This is a genomic window from Chryseobacterium sp. CT-SW4, assembly GCF_048572715.1.
In the GTDB taxonomy this organism is placed as follows: domain Bacteria; phylum Bacteroidota; class Bacteroidia; order Flavobacteriales; family Weeksellaceae; genus Chryseobacterium.
Genome location: NZ_CP183840.1, coordinates 897,627 through 916,048 on the forward strand (window position 1 = coordinate 897,627; position 18,422 = coordinate 916,048).

16 protein-coding genes are annotated in these 18,422 nt (G+C 32.0%); all 16 read left to right on the top strand.

The features are described from left to right. Positions 1–123 precede the first annotated feature (123 nt). Complete coding sequence (locus ABJ974_RS03950; RefSeq protein ID WP_419870086.1) at positions 124–1,026, top strand: NAD(P)/FAD-dependent oxidoreductase; 903 nt, start codon at positions 124–126, stop codon at positions 1,024–1,026. A 109-nt stretch (positions 1,027–1,135) separates the two neighbouring features. Then, on the top strand, positions 1,136–2,401 hold the full coding sequence (gene glyA, locus ABJ974_RS03955) for a serine hydroxymethyltransferase (RefSeq protein WP_419870087.1): 1,266 nt from the start codon (positions 1,136–1,138) through the stop codon (positions 2,399–2,401). A 62-nt stretch (positions 2,402–2,463) separates the two neighbouring features. Then, positions 2,464–2,925, top strand: a complete 462-nt coding sequence (locus ABJ974_RS03960; RefSeq protein WP_419870088.1) for a regulatory protein RecX — start codon at positions 2,464–2,466, stop codon at positions 2,923–2,925. 85 nt (positions 2,926–3,010) lie between these two features. After that, positions 3,011–3,181, top strand: a complete 171-nt coding sequence (locus tag ABJ974_RS03965) for a hypothetical protein (protein ID WP_419870089.1) — start codon at positions 3,011–3,013, stop codon at positions 3,179–3,181. A gap of 41 nt (positions 3,182–3,222) precedes the next feature. Next, positions 3,223–5,154, top strand: a complete 1,932-nt coding sequence (locus ABJ974_RS03970; protein WP_419870090.1) for a polysaccharide biosynthesis protein — start codon at positions 3,223–3,225, stop codon at positions 5,152–5,154. 141 nt (positions 5,155–5,295) lie between these two features. After that, positions 5,296–6,099 (top strand): polysaccharide biosynthesis/export family protein, encoded by an 804-nt coding sequence (locus ABJ974_RS03975; protein WP_419870091.1) that lies wholly within the window; start codon positions 5,296–5,298, stop codon positions 6,097–6,099. 60 nt (positions 6,100–6,159) lie between these two features. Further along, entirely contained in the window at positions 6,160–6,945 is a 786-nt protein-coding gene (locus ABJ974_RS03980) for a polysaccharide biosynthesis/export family protein (RefSeq protein WP_419870092.1), read from the top strand. Positions 6,946–6,953: 8 nt separating this feature from the next. Further along, positions 6,954–9,299 carry a GumC family protein gene (locus ABJ974_RS03985; protein ID WP_419870093.1) on the top strand — a complete coding sequence of 782 codons (2,346 nt, stop codon included), beginning with the start codon at positions 6,954–6,956 and terminating at the stop codon, positions 9,297–9,299. A 40-nt stretch (positions 9,300–9,339) separates the two neighbouring features. Then, positions 9,340–10,644 carry a nucleotide sugar dehydrogenase gene (locus ABJ974_RS03990; RefSeq protein ID WP_419870094.1) on the top strand — a complete coding sequence of 435 codons (1,305 nt, stop codon included), beginning with the start codon at positions 9,340–9,342 and terminating at the stop codon, positions 10,642–10,644. 21 nt (positions 10,645–10,665) lie between these two features. Next, positions 10,666–11,784 (top strand): non-hydrolyzing UDP-N-acetylglucosamine 2-epimerase, encoded by a 1,119-nt coding sequence (wecB, locus tag ABJ974_RS03995; RefSeq protein ID WP_419870095.1) that lies wholly within the window; start codon positions 10,666–10,668, stop codon positions 11,782–11,784. A gap of 17 nt (positions 11,785–11,801) precedes the next feature. Next, the gene (gene wecC / locus ABJ974_RS04000) at positions 11,802–13,010 is read left to right on the top strand and encodes a UDP-N-acetyl-D-mannosamine dehydrogenase (RefSeq protein ID WP_419870096.1); all 1,209 of its coding nucleotides are present in this window, start codon (positions 11,802–11,804) and stop codon (positions 13,008–13,010) included. Positions 13,011–13,018: 8 nt separating this feature from the next. After that, positions 13,019–14,359 (top strand): oligosaccharide flippase family protein, encoded by a 1,341-nt coding sequence (locus ABJ974_RS04005; protein WP_419870097.1) that lies wholly within the window; start codon positions 13,019–13,021, stop codon positions 14,357–14,359. Further along, positions 14,352–15,722, top strand: a complete 1,371-nt coding sequence (locus ABJ974_RS04010; RefSeq protein WP_419870098.1) for a hypothetical protein — start codon at positions 14,352–14,354, stop codon at positions 15,720–15,722. Before ABJ974_RS04005 ends, ABJ974_RS04010 begins: the two co-directional genes overlap by 8 nt. 1 nt (position 15,723) lies before the next feature. Then, positions 15,724–16,821 carry a glycosyltransferase family 4 protein gene (locus ABJ974_RS04015; protein ID WP_419870099.1) on the top strand — a complete coding sequence of 366 codons (1,098 nt, stop codon included), beginning with the start codon at positions 15,724–15,726 and terminating at the stop codon, positions 16,819–16,821. 4 nt (positions 16,822–16,825) lie between these two features. Next, positions 16,826–17,284, top strand: coding sequence for a serine O-acetyltransferase (locus ABJ974_RS04020; protein WP_419870100.1), 459 nt, complete (start codon positions 16,826–16,828; stop codon positions 17,282–17,284). A gap of 3 nt (positions 17,285–17,287) precedes the next feature. Further along, on the top strand, positions 17,288–18,421 hold the full coding sequence (locus ABJ974_RS04025; RefSeq protein WP_419870101.1) for a chondroitinase-B domain-containing protein: 1,134 nt from the start codon (positions 17,288–17,290) through the stop codon (positions 18,419–18,421). Position 18,422 lies beyond the last annotated feature (1 nt).

The window sequence follows — 18,422 nt, forward strand, 5'->3', positions numbered from 1 at the left end:
ATTATAAAATGTGTGATCCCGGGAAGAAGTTTCCGGGATTTTTTTATCTTTTTCTTTAATGCAATATTGTTGCAATAATAAAATTTGTATTAAATTTGTACTTCATAGTAAAACCATTAACTCATGAAAAGCAACCATTTTGAAGTTATTATAATAGGTGGAAGTTATGCCGGGCTATCTGCCGGTATGGCCCTGGGAAGATCATTAAGAAATGTCCTGATTATTGATGGAGGGATGCCTTGTAACCGGCAGACTCCTCATTCTCACAATTTTCTTACCCATGACGGAAAACCTCCTAAAGAGATTTCTGATTTAGCAAGGAGCCAGGTGGAAGCGTACCCCACTATAAAGTTTCTCAATGATGAAGTGAGAAGTGCTAAAAAATCCAGTGGAAACTTTGAAGTGGAAACGAAGACTAGCGGGAAGTTCTTTGCAGATAAATTAATTCTTGCTTCAGGAGTCAAAGATATAATGCCGGATATACCTGGTTTTTCAGAATGCTGGGGAATCTCTGTCCTTCATTGTCCTTATTGTCACGGGTATGAGGTGAGAAATGAAGTGACGGGAATTTTAGCGAACGGTGATATGGGTTTTGAAATTTCAAAGCTGGTTTTTAACCTGACAAAAGATCTGACGTTATTTACTAACGGAGAATCAGCTTTAAATAAAGAACAGTCCGAAAAATTATTTCAAAAAAACATTCATATCGTTGAAGATGAAATTGAAAGGATAGAACATAAAAACGGACAGATTCAAAAGCTGATTTTTAAAAACGGAAAAGAAATTCCTCTTAAAGCTTTATATGCCAAAGTTCATTTGGAACAAAATATTAATATCGAAGACCTTGGATGCGAATTAACAGAACATGGGCATATTAAAATTGACGGAATGCATAGCACTACTATTCCCGGAGTATTTGCATGTGGTGACAATACCACCATGATGAGGTCGGTGGCCAATGCTGTTGCCCAAGGAAATTTTACAGGGGCGATAGTAAATAAGGAGCTTGTAGAAGAAAAGTTTTAGATCCGTATATTTTTCAATTTTAAATTCAAAAAATCCTGTTTATCCATGTCAAAAACTATATGGAAATTCCGTACATTTGGGGGGATAAATTTAAAAAAACAAAAGTAAAATGGATATAATTTTCGACCTGATTGAAAAAGAAAGACAAAGACAAACTCATGGATTAGAGCTTATTGCATCAGAAAACTTTGTTTCTGAAAATGTGATGAAAGCAATGGGAAGTGTATTGACGAATAAATATGCTGAAGGATACCCCGGAAAAAGATACTATGGAGGTTGTGAAGTGGTAGATGAGGTTGAAACATTAGCCATTAACAGGGCAAAGGAACTTTTTGGAGTAGATTATGTGAATGTTCAGCCCCATTCAGGATCTCAGGCCAATGCAGCGATTTATCTTGCCGTATTGAAGCCGGGGGATAAAATCATGGGAATGGATCTTTCCATGGGAGGTCACCTTACACATGGTTCAGCCGTTAATTTCTCAGGAATTCAATACGAAGTGGTTTCTTACGGTGTAGAAAAAGAATCAGGTCTTATTGATTATAACCAGATGAGAGAAGTGGCATTAAGAGAAAAACCAAAAATGCTGATTGCTGGATTCTCCGCTTATTCCAGAGATCTTGATTATGCAAAATTCAGAGAAATTGCTGACGAAATCGGAGCTACACTTTGGGCGGATATTGCTCACCCTGCAGGGTTGGTGGCAAAAGGATTATTGAATTCACCATTTGAACATTGCCATGTAGTGACTACGACTACTCATAAAACATTAAGAGGTCCGAGAGGAGGAATGATTATGATGGGGAAAGATTTTGAAAATACCTATGGACACAAAACTCCAAAAGGGGAAATTAAAATGATGAGCCAGGTATTGGACGGAGCTGTTTTCCCTGGAATTCAGGGTGGTCCTCTGGAGCATGTTATAGCAGGTAAGGCTGTGGCTTTTGGAGAGGCTTTAGACGGACAGTTTGAAACTTATGCAAAACAGGTTAAATCCAACGCTCAGGCTTTATCAAAAGCAATGATTGACAAAGGGTTTGATATTGTAAGCGGAGGAACAGATAACCATTTAATGCTTGTAGACCTTAGAAATAAAGGAGTAAACGGAAAAGAAACAGAAAAAGCTTTAGTAAAAGCAGATATTACCTGTAATAAAAATATGGTTCCATTTGATGATAAATCTCCATTCACCACATCCGGGATCAGACTGGGAACTGCAGCTATCACAACGAGAGGACTGAAAGAACAGGATATGGTCACGATTGCAGAACTGATTTCTGAAGTAGTTGACAATATTAAAAATGAAGATGTACTTACGGATGTAAGAAAGAAAGTCAATGAGCTGATGGAAGGTAAGGCTTTGTTCAATTATTAAAAATTAATTAAACCGGAATATAAAGAATGGGCAGTTTGTCCATTCTTTTTTTCATTATAATTATGGATAAAAAATCTTTCACTTTTGAAGAAATCAAACAGAAGCTTGTCAACTACTGCGTATATCAGGACCGCTGTCATGCCGAAGTAGAACAAAAAATGAGAGAGTTCATGCTGATCCCTGAAGCGCGGGAAGAAATCATTTTATACCTTATTAAGGAGAATTATCTGAATGAAGAACGTTTTGTGCGCAGCTATATAAGAGGTAAATTTTACATGAAAGGCTGGGGGAAAAATAAAATAAAAGCACATCTTAAGCAAAAACAGATTTCTGACAAATTAATAACGAAATGCTTTGATGAAATTGATGATGATGATTACAGAAAAACCCTGAAAAAAATATATGATGATTATTTTTCAAGACAAAAGGGGTTGAAAGATTATCAGCGAAAATCAAGAGCAATAAAGTTTTTAATAGGTAAAGGATTTGAATATGATTTGATTGTGGAAGTCACTTATGAGTGATATTATTTTGAATATTAATTTTATGATAACGTAATTTTAATTTTTTTTTAATTAATTTAAACGAATTATAAAATTGGCATGAATAATGCTAACAGTAAAAGAATATATCTATTCTATTAAAATTGATGATGATTTATTTGTGATTGTAGTTGAAAAATCCATAAATAGTGTTAAATACTTCAAAAACAGAGAGAAAGCTTTTCTTTATAAAATGGATAAGATGAACAGTAAAAACTATTATGTTAAATTTGAATAATATCCATTATCTTTGTAAAAAAATAACCAATTGATGTTTGAATGAAAAAGTTGCATGACGCTTTTAATGCTCTTTACCGAGGTGATAATATTTTAAAAATTACGGAACTTAGGTATATACCAAGGTGGTCTGTTATTTTAATTGATATTCTAATCATATTATTTTCCATACAGCTTTCCCATGTGTTTTTAAAAAATCTGGATGTTAAAATAAATTATCCGGAATATAGGACGGAGAAAAGATTTCTTATTATAATCATTAATGTCTTATTTATGTTTGTTTTTAAAACATATGCAGGTATTGTAAGACATTCTACTTTTTTTGATTTTTTCAAAATTATATTGTCTTCCGGAAGTACACTTCTGGTTCTCTTAACTATTAATTACGTTAGTGAATTAGGATTAGATGATTCCTTATACTTATACCCTAACCTTTTTCTATATTTTTTGATATCTGTTTCTATAATGTTCTTTTTTAGAATGGTTATTAAGCAGTTTTTCAGTGTGCTGGTAGATATTAAAGGATATTCCTCTAAAATGAGGATTGCGGTAGTGGGAGTGGGTGATGCATCTGTTGCCTTAGCCAGAGCAATTATGCATAATCCCAACTATCCTTATAGATTAGAAGGTTTTTTAACCGGAAGATCGGATTCCAACAGAGCTTTATTATTAGGATATAAAATATATAATAAAAGCAGGTTTTTTAAAGATCAAAAGCTGATGAGTCAGTTTGATGCGGTTTTGATCATCAAGGAAATTATGTCAAAGCAGGAGCTCGAAGAATGGATGACGTCAGCACTGGATAACGGACTGAAAGTCTTAAAAGCCCCTACGCTGAGTAAAATGAGGGATAGTGATCTGGTGGGAGGAATAAGCCATCTTCAGATTGAGGACCTGTTAAATCGTAAACCTATTAAAATTGAGAATGAAGAGGTAAGACAGCGGCATTTTAATAAAAAAGTTTTGGTAACAGGAGGAGCCGGATCTATCGGAAGTGAGATCATCAGACAGGTAGCACAGTTCAGCCCCTCTCTTATTGTAGTCCTGGACCAGGCTGAATCTCCTTTGTATGAACTTGAGCTGGAATTATTAGAAAAGTTTCCGGATCAAAAGTTCAAGTTTATTCTGGCAGATATTTCCAATAGTTACAGACTGGAAAAGCTATTTGAAATCTATCAGTTTTCAATGGTATACCATGCAGCTGCCTACAAGCATGTCCCTTTAATAGAAGAAAATCCGCATGAAGCTATTTTTGTAAACGTTTTAGGAACAAAAAATCTGGCTTTATTAGCTAAAAAATATAAAGTAAACCGTTTTGTAATGGTTTCTACCGATAAGGCTGTTAATCCTACCAATGTAATGGGAGCATCCAAAAGAGCAGCTGAACTATTTGTACAGTCATTACAAAACTCTGAAGGTAATATGACCAAGTTTATTACTACCCGTTTTGGAAATGTATTAGGTTCTAATGGATCGGTAATTCCTCATTTTAGAAAACAAATTGAAAAAGGAGGTCCCGTAACGATTACTCATCCGGATATTATCCGCTACTTCATGACCATTCCCGAGGCTTGCGAGCTTGTTCTTCAGGCGGGGACGATGGGAAATGGAGGTGAAATCTATGTATTCGATATGGGAGAACCTGTGAAAATTCTCGATTTGGCAAGAAGAATGATCCGTTTATCAGGTTTTACACCGGATGAGGATATAAAAATAACTTTTATAGGGTTAAGGCCCGGTGAAAAATTATATGAAGAGCTTTTAAGTGATAATACGACTACCATCCCAACTCATCATGAGAAAATAATGATCTCCAAAGATCCGTGTATGAATTTTGAGGAGGTGGATGTCTTATGTAAAAAGGTGATTATTTCTGCTGTTAAAAGAGATAAATTACAGGTGGTAAGAATACTTAAAACTATTGTCCCTGAATTTATCAGTAATAATTCAGAATTTGAAGTTCTTGATAAGTAATAAGATGATATTTTGATATTTATCCGTAAGTAAAATAGGGAAGCTACTTATATAATATAGAGTAATATTAATTAAGAGCAAATTCAATGTAAATTTTGTGAGAAGATTAATAATCCTATTTTTGTGGAAAAATTATTTGGAATGAGTTTAAAAATTTTAATCGGTAGCGTAGTAAGTCTACTTTTGTTTTCTTGTACAACGAGACAGGAAATTAATTATATGGAGGATATTGATAGTATGGTATTGGATAATTCTATTAAAAACAGTAGAAGTAATATTCAGCCTGGCGATCAATTGATTATTACTGTTTCGGCGAAAGATATGGATGTCGTTAAGCCTTTTAATCAAACCTATTCTTCAGGTGCTACTGTTACTCAATATTCTGTTCCCAGCTCCAACAACCAAGTTCAGCAGCTTCCGGTATCCGGGCCTACTTATTTAGTAGATACGGACGGAATTATTATATTTCCGCAGATTGGGAAAATAAGTACTAAGGATGAAAATATAGAAACGTTAAGAATAAAACTAACGGATTTGCTAAGGGAGTATGTTAAAGATCCTATCGTAGATGTGAAGCTTATCAATTTTAAAGTTTCATTACTTGGAGAAGTTACAAAACCGGGAACCTATGTAATACCTGATGGAAGTACCACTTTATTAGGAGCATTGGGGCTGGCAGGTGACTTAACTCCTTATGGGATACGTACGAATGTTCTGGTAGTCCGAAATGTAGACGGACAAATTACCAAAGAAAGAGTGGATCTTACAAGTGCCAACTTTATTAATTCACCCTATTATTATCTCAAACAAAATGATGTAGTGTATGTACAGCCAAGTACCAATAGAGAAAAGGCGGCCAGATTGGATCCGAATACGGGCCTATATATTTCCATAGCTTCCGTAGTAGCTTCATTGGCTATAGGTATCCTGGCTTTAGTTAAGTAAATTATATAAATTTTATAAAAGCATTTTCAGGCATGAAGCCTGCATTTTTAAATAAGCATTATGAGCAAAAATATTATTACATACCTTATCATCCTGTTATGTATTTTTTCATGTAAACCTAAGCAGAAAATGGTCTATATGCAGGAACATAACATGGAGCAGGAAATTGCCCAGGCAAAGTTTCAAGGCTTGCAGGTTCAGGAAGGAGATATATTGCAAATACTTGTTTCGGCTCTGGATGAAAATGCTGTTAAGCCTTTTAACCTTAATACTGTGAATAAGGTAGGAAGTGAATCTACTACTGGAATAAATCAATATGTTCAGCCTAGTGAGTATTTAGTGAATGAAAACGGGTATATTAATTTTCCAGTTTTAGGGGATATTTATATTAAAGGGATGACTCAGATACAGGTGAAGCAAGAGCTTGAGACAAGACTGAAAAGATACCTTACAGATCCTTTGGTTACTATAGGTATCAAGAATTTTAATGTCAGTATTTTAGGAGAAGTGAAAAACCCTGGGCAGAAAGAGAGTGTTACCCAAAAATTGAATATATTTCAAGCATTGGGATTAGCTGGAGACATGACAGATTATGGTGATCGTACCAATGTTAAGGTCATCAGAACAGGAGAGGATGGAAAAGATCAGGTTGTTAATTTGGATTTATCAAGAGCTGATATCGTTAATTCACCGTATTATTATATGAAGCAGAATGATGTCGTGTATGTGCAGCCGGATAGGAACAAGCAAATCCTGGCCAATACTAATCCTAACAGGGCTCTTACCTTTCAGATTATTGCTTCTGCTGTAGGAGTCATAGCACTTATTATTTCTTTAACCAGATAAATTAAAATATGCAGCAGATCGAACTTCAGGAGAAAGAAGAAACATTGGATTTAAGGAGAGTTCTAGGAAAATATCTTCGCAGGTGGCCTTGGTTTGCCATTTCTGTTTTACTTTTTATAATAGGTGCTTATATATATCTTAGGTATTCCGTACCTCAATATCAATCAAAAACTACTCTGAAGTATGATAAAAAACAAACTGATCTCACATCTGCCTTAGCTGATTTGGATAATTTAGGTATGGGCTTGGGTAACGCTGATGAATTGAAAAGTGAAGTAGCGGTTATTAAATCAAGACCTATTTTGATGCAGGTCGTAAATAATCTCAATCTTAACATACAATACTATAATGAGGGAGAGATTAAAGATTCAGAATTATTTATCAATATGCCTATTGTTGCTAAAGTTATCAGATATAATGATAATGAGAGAAATAAAAAATTTATTTCCTCAGAATATACAGTGGCAAAGGAAGTTGGGAATAACTTTATTTTATGGGATAAAAAAAAGAAAGAAATTAAGGGGACCTTTAATAAGCCATTAAGATTGGACTTTGGAACAGTTATTCTTCAAAGAAATCAAACAGTTGCATTTCGTTCTAAATATAAAATAGTTTTTTGGAATCCGTTAGAAAAGGTTAAGGGGCTTGAAAAAACAATTCAAGTAGATATACCTGATCAAAAAGCTTTGCTAATGGATATAAGTATGGTGGGAACTGTTCCCGAGAAATCCGAGGCTATACTTAATGAAGTGACAAAGCAATATAATTTAGATGGTCTTAAAGACAAAAACTTACAAGCTCAAAATACCCAGGAATTTATAGACAAGAGGTTAGAGGTAATTACTCGTGATCTCTCTGGTGTGGAAAATCAGAAAGAAGATTTTCAGAGCCGTAATCGTATTGTTGATCTACAAACCCAAGCCCAGCTAGCTTTACAGAACACCAATGAAAATACGAAGGCACTTCTTGAACAACAGGCGCAACTTGAGCTATTAAATTCACTTGCTGATGAAGCAGCGAAGAATGCCACTCAGATTATGCCTTCTAATCTTGGACTAAACCCGTCACTAGAACAAGCAATCTCACAATATAATACTCTTTTAATAAGCCGAAATAAAACTCTTAAGCAGGCAACTAATGAAAACCCTGCTGTCATAGAGATGAATAAAGAAATTCTGGCACTAAAAGAAATTGTAAGGGATAATATAGCTCAACAAAAAGATGCCGTGAAAAGTTCTATTGCTCAGTTAAGCAGTCAAATTAATGTAAACAATGGAGTAATAGATAAAGTTCCGGGTCAATCCAAAGTATATCGTGGAATAGAACGTCAGCAAAATCTTAAAGAACAGCTTTTTCTTTTTCTATTACAAAAAAGAGAGGAAAATGCAATCAATTTATCAGTAAATGTCCCAAAAGCTAAAATTGTAAATCCTGCTTATACAGATGATATTCCAGTATCTCCTCAAAAAAATATTATCTTTTTAGGAGCTATTATTTTAGGACTATTATTTCCTTTTTTCATTTTTTATCTGTACTTTATGTGGGATGATAAGATTTATACCAGAGATGATGTTAAGGAACGGTCTTCCTTAGGAATTTTAGCTGATATACCCGCATTAAAGGATAATGAAAATCACTTAGTTCAGAAAAATGATTTTTCTGAACTTGCTGAAGCCTTTAGAGTACTTGTTTCAAACCTTAAATTTGTATTACCTAATAAAGACTCTGCCAAGGTTATTATGGTTACTTCGTCTGTAAAAGGAGAAGGCAAAACTTTAGTCTCTGTAAATCTTGCTTTAACTTTAGCTAATAAAAATGGAAGAGCTCTGCTCATTGGTTCCGATATAAGAAATCCTCAGATTCAAAGGTATGATAGTGAGCATATAAAAAGAAAAGGCTTAACCGAATATTTATATGATGAAGCTGTAGATGTTGAAGATCTTATCCATACATCCGATACTAATCCTTATTGTGATATAATTTATGCCGGAAGTATACCGCCTAATCCTCAGGAACTCCTTTCTAATGGGAGGTATCAAGAGCTAATTAAACAAATGTCCCCTGACTATGCTTATATTGTGATTGACTCTGCACCCCTTATGCTGGTTTCAGATACATTAAGTATTGCGAACGTTGCCGATGCGACACTATATGTTATTAGATCCGGAGTTTCACGAAATATTTTGATGGATTTTGTTAACGATTTGGTGAGAGACTCTAAATTATCAAATGTTGTGTTTGTTATAAACGGAATTTCAAAACATTTAGGAGGCTATGGTTCTAATTATGGCTATGGCTATGGCTACACAAGTGATAAACAAACACCTTGGTGGCAGAAATTTTTCACCAAATAGTTTATCAGTATCTTATGAGCTACAATAAAATACATACAAGATGAATGAAAATATTAAAGTTGCTATAATTGGATTAGGCTATGTAGGATTACCCTTAGCTCGATTATTTGCAACAAAATACCCTGTAGTAGGGTTTGATATTAATCAATTAAGAATAAACGAATTAAATAAAGGAATAGATTCTACTTTTGAAGTAGAAGGAGAATTGTTAAAAACTGTTTTAGTTGAAAAAAATCCTTATTCTGATGTTACAGGTCCCATTAATGGATTGTATTGTTCAGTAAATTTGGAGGATATCAAGGATGCAAATATCTATATTGTTACTGTTCCCACTCCTGTAGATAAACATAGCCGTCCTGATTTAACTCCTTTATATAAAGCTTCTGAAACTGTAGGGAAAGTTTTGAAAAAAGGAGATATAGTAATTTATGAATCAACCGTATATCCAGGAGTTACAGAAGAAGAATGTGTCCCTGTTTTAGAACAGATATCAGGATTAAAGTTTAATGAAGACTTTTTTGCGGGATATTCTCCTGAAAGAATTAATCCGGGAGATAAAGAAAGGACTGTAGAAAAAATTTTAAAAGTGACTTCCGGCTCTACTCCCGAGATTGGAAAATTAGTAGATGATTTATATAAATCAGTTATTAGTGCTGGAACCCATTTAGCTCCTACTATTAAAGTTGCCGAAGCTTCAAAGGTTATCGAAAACTCTCAGCGAGATATTAATATAGCTTTTGTAAATGAGCTTTCGAAAATTTTTAATTTATTAGATATAGATACACATTCAGTCCTTGCAGCAGCTGGTACTAAATGGAATTTTTTACCATTTAAACCTGGACTTGTAGGTGGACATTGTATAGGTGTAGATCCCTTTTATCTGGCCCAGAAAGCTCAAGATGTAGGCTATTATTCTGAGCTGATTTTAACTGCAAGAAGATTAAATGATTCCATGGGATCTTTTGTTGCTTCCCAAGTTGTAAAAGCAATGATTGGAAAAAGAATCACTATCAATAACGCACGAGCTCTAAATTTAGGTATAACATTCAAAGAGAATTGTCCTGATGTTCGTAATACAAAAGCTGTTGATGTTATTAGGGGATTAGAGGAATATACTTTAAATGTTACCACATTTGATCCGTGGGCAAATACTGAAGAAGTATTTCATGAATATGGTGTTAAATCTTTAGATTCTTTACATAAAATAGAAGGAAAATTTGATGTAATAATCCTTACAGTTGCTCACAAAGAATTTATTAATCTAGATTTGACTGAATATTTAAATGAGAACGGAGTAATATATGATGTGAAAGGGATTTTAAATCAATATGACGCAAGATTATAAGTTCAATATTATAAATAAATTATGAAAACAAAACATCTGGTAGTTTTTGGAACTCGTCCGGAAGCGATTAAAATGGCTCCCTTGGTAAAGGAATTCCAAAAACAGGAAAATTTCGATATTAAAGTCTGTGTAACTGCCCAGCATCGTGAAATGTTAGATCAAGTTTTAGAATTCTTTGAAATTGTCCCTGACTATGATTTAGATTTAATGAAGCCTAACCAGAATCTTTATACCTTAACAGCAGACATTATTTCTGGCTTAAAGGATATATTGGAAGACTTTAAACCAGATTTTGTATATGTTCATGGAGACACTACCACTACAATGGCAGTAAGTATAGCCTCATTCTACTCCGGGGCAAAAGTATGTCATGTAGAAGCCGGCTTAAGAACACATAATAAGAGATCTCCTTTTCCTGAAGAAATTAATAGACAAATTGCAGGACGTATTGCTGATTATCACTTTGCTCCAACAATTCAGTCGAAGAACAATTTATTAGCAGAAAATGTTAAAGAAGAAGATATTATAGTAACTGGCAATACTGTAATTGATGCCTTGTTAGAGAGTTCAGAGCGTGTAAATACTATTGAAAATAATGAAATAGAATTTCTGAAAAAACTTATCATGACATCTCAAAAACTCATACTTGTTACGGGGCATCGCCGTGAAAATCATGGGCAAGGTTTTATAAATATTTGTGAGGCATTAAAACAAATAGCATTATCTAATCCTGATGTTCAGATTATTTATCCTGTTCATTTAAACCCAAATGTAAAAAAACCGGTTTATGAAATTCTTTCAGGAATAGAGAATATTTATTTGATTGATCCTTTGGCATATCCGGCTTTTGTTTGGTTAATGAACCAATCATTTATGATTATTACGGATTCTGGAGGTGTTCAAGAAGAGGCTCCTAGCTTAGGAAAGCCTGTATTGGTAATGCGTGATACTACCGAGCGTCCCGAAGCCGTGGAAGCAGGTACAGTAATTTTAGTAGGAACGGATAAAAATAAGATTATTTCCGAAGCACAGAGTTTATTAGCAGATACTCAACGCTATCAAAATATGAGTGCACTACATAATCCTTATGGTGATGGAAAAGCATGTATACGTATAGCTGAATTTATTAAAACAAAATAATTGTATAAAGAATAAGTATGGAACCAAAAGTAGTAACCCTAGGTTTAGGATATATAGGATTACCCACGTCTGCTTTGATTGCAAATAATCACATTGCTGTACATGGTGTAGATATTTCACAACACGTAGTAGATACAATCAACGCCGGAAAAATACATATTATTGAGCCGGAATTAGATGAAGCAGTTGCGAAAGCTGTAAAAGAAGGATATTTAAAAGCAGCCGTAAAAGCAGTTAAAGCCGATACATACTTGGTTGTAGTACCAACACCTTTTAAAGGAAATCATGAACCTGATATTTCTTATGTGAAAGCAGCAACTGCCGAAATTATTCCATTATTAAAAGAAGGAGATTTATATATAATAGAATCTACCTCCCCTGTTGGAACGACAGAAAAAATGATGGAATATATTTTTAGTGAGAGACCCGAACTGGTAGGTCAAATTTATCTGGCTTATTGTCCTGAACGTGTCTTACCAGGAAATGTAATGTATGAGTTAGTTCACAACGATCGTGTAATTGGAGGAGTGGATGAATTATCTACCCAAAAAGCATTGAACTTTTATAAGCAATTTGTAAAAGGAGAATTACATCCTACTAATGCCCGTACTGCGGAAATGTGTAAATTAACAGAAAATTCCTCTCGTGATGTACAAATTGCTTTTGCAAATGAACTGTCGTTAATTTGTGATAAAGCAGGAATTAATGTTTGGGAATTAATTAATTTGGCAAACAGACATCCACGTGTTAATATTCTACAGCCAGGATGTGGTGTAGGTGGGCATTGTATTGCAGTTGACCCCTATTTCATTGTAGCTAATTATCCAATGGAATCCCGGATTATAGCACAGGCACGTGAAACTAATAATTATAAATCTTTCTGGTGTGCTGAGAAAATAAAAAATACCCGTTTGGAATTTGAGCTTAAGTATGGTAGACAACCATCAATTGCTATTATGGGACTAGCATTCAAACCCAATATTGATGATTTAAGAGAATCGCCTGCAATTCATATAGCAGAGCGTGTTCTACAAGATTCGGGAGATGCTGATATGTATATTGTAGAACCCAATGTACATGAGCATAAAGTTTTTAAATTGACTGATTATAAAGAAGCTGTAGAAAAAGCAGATATAGTTGCATTGTTGGTTGCCCATAATGAGTTCAAAACTTTAGTATTTAAAGAAAACCAAGTTATTTTAGATTTTTGTGGAGTTAAGAAGTAAGTAAAATTTTGCTTAAAAAAATATTATCATACGGCTTCGTAGAAGGAATAGCAAAAGGATTAAATAAACTGATCCTTTTGCTATTACCTTTTTTTCTGAATACAACGGATTTTGGAAAAGTAGGGCTTATTCTTTCTATTGAAACACTATTACCTTTTATCACTTTATTGGGTTTTGAAAGAGCAATATTGAGATTTTATTCTGAACATGATACATTCCAAAGCTTTGATAAAACTCTTGCTAATTCTATTAATATTTCACATCTTTTAGTTTTAATAGGTTTAGGAGGTTTATATCTATTAAATATAAAAGAGGTATTAGGGTTAAAGATTTTTCCGGATTTAGTTATTTTGTTGATTTTAGTCTATTTACAAGGTATTAATCAGATTGTATTAAATAAATTTAGAGTAAAAGAAAATCATAGGAAATATTTCAAATCTCGTTTGTTTTTGCAAATAGGAAAGTTTGTATTGGTACTTGCATTAGTATATTATACAAAAAGCTACCTCGGGTATTTAATTGGGGGAATAATTGTTGCGCTTATAACCAATTTGTTGTTCAATGTAAAAAGTACTAAGAAAAGCCCTCAGAAATTTAGTTCTAAAACATTTAATTATCTTTTTTTATTTTCCTGGCCTTTTATATTTCATGGTATGGCCGTTAATTTATTGGGAAATGCAGATAAATTTATATTGGAAAGATATTTGACCTTAAGTGATGTCGGTCAATATACCTTTGTATATTCTTTAGGTTCTATGATGGCATTTGGATTTATTGGCATTTCAGTTTATTTGGAACCTATCATCTATAAATCAGATATCAAGCAAAGAGAAAAACTTATTAATGATTATATTTTATATGGTTCCGTTATTTCGGTCATATTATTTAGTATAATATCTATTTTTAGTCAATATTTTTTAGGGTTTATTTATAAAAAAGATTATGCAAATGTAGCATATCTTATTCCTTTGATAGCAATTTCATTTATTGTTTATCCGTATTATCTAACGGCTAATTACAGGATGATATATGAAAAAAAAACAAGACAGATAGCTGTTTTATCCATTTTAACGTGCATATTTAATATTGTTTTGAATTTTATACTAATCCCTAAATATCATTTATTTGCCTCTGTACTAGTAACTTATATTTCTTATTTTATACAAGCACTAATATTTACTTATATTTCTTATGAGAAAAAAATGACAAGACAAATGCTGGAAATTTTAATTCTTGGGATCTTATTTTTTAGCTTCATAATTTTTAAAATCAATTATTTTATAATGATTTTAGTTTTTTTATTTTATATAGGTTATTTATTTTATATTAAAAAGATACAATATGATTAATAAGTATAAACTGATATGTATTTTTACTACATTTATATGTGTACTTATTGTATTATTTAGTAGTAGGAGATTTTTGGATAGTTCACTGAGTTTTATTTATCTTATTCAGTTGGGAGCATTTGTAACAACTACTCTTAAACAGACCAATAATAGATTTTTTATATTTTCTCCTTCTTTTATAACATTATTATATCTCAATTTGAATTTTATATTAGGACATTATACAGTTTCCTCAGGCTTTGGAATGTCATCTAGATATTTTGATGCTTATATAAAATATACCAACCTTAATTTCATATCAGCTTTTATACTCATCTGTAATTTGTTAGTTTACTTAAGCCTAAATTTTAAGAAACTAAGAAGAGCAGCAAATGTATCCACTAATAAAGCAATTAATGTAAAAAATAATTTTATATATACTTTGCTTGCTATTATTTTTGCTTTAAATTTTATTACAATTGATCTATCTTTTTTAGGGGGTAACGGTGATTTTACCTATATATTTAAACTTACTACCGCTGCATTAGTAGTTTATTTATCCAGTTTTAAAAAAGGAAAACTTAAATATTTACTCTATTTAGTTTTATTACTGTTATTTCTTATTGGAAATTATGATAGTAAAAGGGAAATTATGTATGTTTTAATACTGATAATTTTTGTAGAAGTAATACAAAATAAAATTAATATTCATATTAAGATAAAACATCTTTTACTGGGTAGTTTAATCTTTATTGGGTTTATATATATTGTATTGGTATCATCTATCTTAAGAGGATATGGTAATTTTAATGTAAAAAGTCCTATAGATGCGTTTGGTTATGTAAGTGAATATATTAAAGCTGATTATATTAGTGATGCTTTAACAGAAAACTTTGAATTAAATACAGTTTATGGTAATGGAACCAATGCCATTAATTATGTGTACAATGATGAAGTTCCTTTATTGTATGGAACGACTTTTATAAAGTTCCTTTTTATTCCCATACCTCGTTCTATTTATCCAGATAAACCGGAAAGTATGATTAATGTATATACAAGTAAGTTTGCACCTGAATTCAGATCGATAGGAGGGTCTTATCCGGTTATTGTATATTCGGAGGCAATGTGGAATTTCCATATTTTTGGTTGGATTATTATTTACTTTTTATTCTATATTATTAATATGATGTATGTGAAACTGATTAAATTACTTCAAAGCCATAAACTCAATATGACATTAATGTATTTACTATTCATGTATATTACACTTATACAGTTTGTAAGAGGCTCGGGCTTTGAAATGTGGTTTTTGTATGGATTATTGTCTTTACCTCTCTCTGTAATTTATGTAGTAATCTATAAAACTAAAAAGCTTAAAAAATAAAATGAAAATTGTTTGTCTTTATCAGGTTATTATGCACTATCGACTTCCCTTTTATACCAAAATGAGTGAAGACAGTGAATTGGAGTTTACTTTAGTATATGGACATGGGAAAAAAGGAACGAAGTTAGTTAATACTAATACTGAATACGTAAAATTCAATCATATAAAATTAAAGGATTACAGAATTCCATTACCTTTTAGTCCCAAACTATTATCAACCTTAATAAAATTGAACCCTGATATTGTTTTTTCAGAAGGCTCATCTTCTCTAATCAACTCTTCTATTGCTTTTTTATATGCTAAAGTTTTTAAAAAGAAATTTATATGGTGGAGCTTGGGTTCTTTAAAAGATGATAAAAAAAAAGGGATTCGAAAATTGATCAGTCATTGGGAAAATGTGATTGAAAGAAGCTCGGATGCAATATTTACTTATAGTTCTCAAGGCCAAAATCACTTTATCGAACGAGGAGTAAAGAGAGAGAAAATTTTTGTAGGAGTCAATGTTTTTGATACCTCACTAAAACTAAAAGAAATAGAAGAAACTTTCGAAGAAGGATATATATCAAAAAATTCGTTTAATATAGTATTCATAGGTACAATTCAAAAAACAAAAAATCTTGAGTTACTCATTGATGTAATCCAAAAAATGAATTCTACCCATGGAAAGGATTGTGTGAAGTTACATATTATAGGAGATGGAGAATATTTGGATATAGTAAAAAAATATTCAAATGGGTCTGATGCAGTAATATTTTACGGAAGAATAAACAGTGGGTCATCAAAAATAGTTAAAAATAGTGATGTAATGGTTTTGCCTGGATTAGGTGGACTCGCAATAGTAGAAGGAATGTTAAATTCTTTACCTATAATTACGGGTTATGCTGATGGCACTGAACTTGATCTTGTTGATGAAACAAATGGGGCTATAATTCAAGATATGAATTTTCAAAACTTATATGATAAACTGGATTATTATTATAGGAATAGAGACTCTCTCAAAGAGTTAGGAAATAATTCTTTTCATAAAATTACTACTAAATACAGTTTTGAAAACTATTATGAAGTATTTAAAAAAATGATAAATTTTGTAAATAATTAATTAAATGTCACTACCGGTAATTATATATAGGTTTGGGAATAAGTTACATAATATAGGATTAAAGAAAACTGCAAAAATAGTTGCATTTTCTAATCGACTAATATTTAGTACTTGGATCCCTTCATCTGCAAAAATTGGAAAAAATTTTAAAGTAGGATATTGGGGATTGGGGATAGTAATTCATTCTAATACTGAAATTGGAAATAATGTAACTATAGCCCAGAATGTAACCATTGGTAGAAATTTTGGTGACCAAAAAGTACCTGTCATTGGGAATGATGTTTATGTAGGCACAGGATCAGTAGTTTTTGGAGAAATAACAATAGGAAATAATGTCATTATCGGATCTAATACCTTAGTAAATAAAAGTATTCCCGATAATTGTACCGTAATTGGAAATCCCATGAAGATTATCCATTCTGACAGACTCAAAAAATACTATGAAATTGATGGCAAAAAATAGATTATGAAATTTTTATTAATAATTTTTATATTGGTATTTAATAGCTGTATGTCAAAGGAGATTACCATACATGCTAAGCCTGGAGGAAAGTATATATTATCTCAAGGTGTAGTAGAATATCAGATTAATATAGTTGGAAATGGTTCTGAGAAGGCACCTTTTTACATACAAGGAGATAAAACTGTTTTATCAGGTAATTCTTATATAAAAATGAGCAGTACTGCTTCAAACATTATATTAAAAGATATCACTTTTAGAAATAATAAAATAAGTTATAAGAATTCCACAAGCTTATTAGAAATTGGTAATTCTAAAAAATCTACTGTAAATAATATTACTCTTGAAAATATTAATTTTGTTTTTAATGATAAATCTTTTTTAGATAAAGATAAAGAAACACAATTTCACTGGATTAATGTTTTCGGAAATAATGTAATAATTAAAGGTTGTTCCTTTGAAGGTAAGAGAAATAGGCTGCCTATAATACATATTAATTCTAATTTTAATAATATCATTGTAGAAAATAATACTTTTAAAAATGTTCCCTCTAGGGTGGGGGAAGCATTGGAAGCTGTTCGTATCGGTTTAGCAGATGGGGATAGTAATGCACTTATTAAGAATAATACATTTGAGAACTATTTTGGAGATTCGGAAACAGTAAGTATAAAAGCAAACGGGGTTACGGTTGATCATAATAAATTTATAAACTCACGTTCAGGAGTGAGTTTGAGGTCATCTAATAATTCAACTATTACTAATAATATATTTACTACAACAGTTAGCCCTATTAGAGTTGCAGGGAAGAATCACATAATAAAAGGAAATACTTTTAATACAGATTCAGGAAATATCTCTGTAATAGTAATGTTAGGTGGCAAGAATTATGAACAGGTGGATAATTTGCAGATCGAGTCTAATATTTATAATAAAGAACCTACCCTGAACTTTATTGAAATGCCAGATAATAATATGTTACCCACTAACATAAAATTTTCAGGAAATAGTTTTAATGGTAAATATATAGTGTCTAAAGTGAGAGTTACTCCCAATTCATCTGCAGTAAATATTTCCAGAACTGTTTTAGGAGAAGGAAAATTGAGAAAAGATGGTTCAAAAACATATTCTATAAAATTATAGT

What these genes read in the sequence shown, in the direction of transcription:
- ABJ974_RS03950 (WP_419870086.1), top strand. Translation starts at nt 124, where the DNA reads ATGAAAAGCAACCATTTTGAAGTTATTATAATAGGTGGAAGTTATGCC.
- glyA (WP_419870087.1), top strand. Translation starts at nt 1,136, where the DNA reads ATGGATATAATTTTCGACCTGATTGAAAAAGAAAGACAAAGACAAACT.
- ABJ974_RS03960 (WP_419870088.1), top strand. Translation starts at nt 2,464, where the DNA reads ATGGATAAAAAATCTTTCACTTTTGAAGAAATCAAACAGAAGCTTGTC.
- ABJ974_RS03965 (WP_419870089.1), top strand. Translation starts at nt 3,011, where the DNA reads ATGCTAACAGTAAAAGAATATATCTATTCTATTAAAATTGATGATGAT.
- ABJ974_RS03970 (WP_419870090.1), top strand. Translation starts at nt 3,223, where the DNA reads ATGAAAAAGTTGCATGACGCTTTTAATGCTCTTTACCGAGGTGATAAT.
- ABJ974_RS03975 (WP_419870091.1), top strand. Translation starts at nt 5,296, where the DNA reads ATGAGTTTAAAAATTTTAATCGGTAGCGTAGTAAGTCTACTTTTGTTT.
- ABJ974_RS03980 (WP_419870092.1), top strand. Translation starts at nt 6,160, where the DNA reads ATGAGCAAAAATATTATTACATACCTTATCATCCTGTTATGTATTTTT.
- ABJ974_RS03985 (WP_419870093.1), top strand. Translation starts at nt 6,954, where the DNA reads ATGCAGCAGATCGAACTTCAGGAGAAAGAAGAAACATTGGATTTAAGG.
- ABJ974_RS03990 (WP_419870094.1), top strand. Translation starts at nt 9,340, where the DNA reads ATGAATGAAAATATTAAAGTTGCTATAATTGGATTAGGCTATGTAGGA.
- wecB (WP_419870095.1), top strand. Translation starts at nt 10,666, where the DNA reads ATGAAAACAAAACATCTGGTAGTTTTTGGAACTCGTCCGGAAGCGATT.
- wecC (WP_419870096.1), top strand. Translation starts at nt 11,802, where the DNA reads ATGGAACCAAAAGTAGTAACCCTAGGTTTAGGATATATAGGATTACCC.
- ABJ974_RS04010 (WP_419870098.1), top strand. Translation starts at nt 14,352, where the DNA reads ATGATTAATAAGTATAAACTGATATGTATTTTTACTACATTTATATGT.
- ABJ974_RS04015 (WP_419870099.1), top strand. Translation starts at nt 15,724, where the DNA reads ATGAAAATTGTTTGTCTTTATCAGGTTATTATGCACTATCGACTTCCC.
- ABJ974_RS04020 (WP_419870100.1), top strand. Translation starts at nt 16,826, where the DNA reads ATGTCACTACCGGTAATTATATATAGGTTTGGGAATAAGTTACATAAT.
- ABJ974_RS04025 (WP_419870101.1), top strand. Translation starts at nt 17,288, where the DNA reads ATGAAATTTTTATTAATAATTTTTATATTGGTATTTAATAGCTGTATG.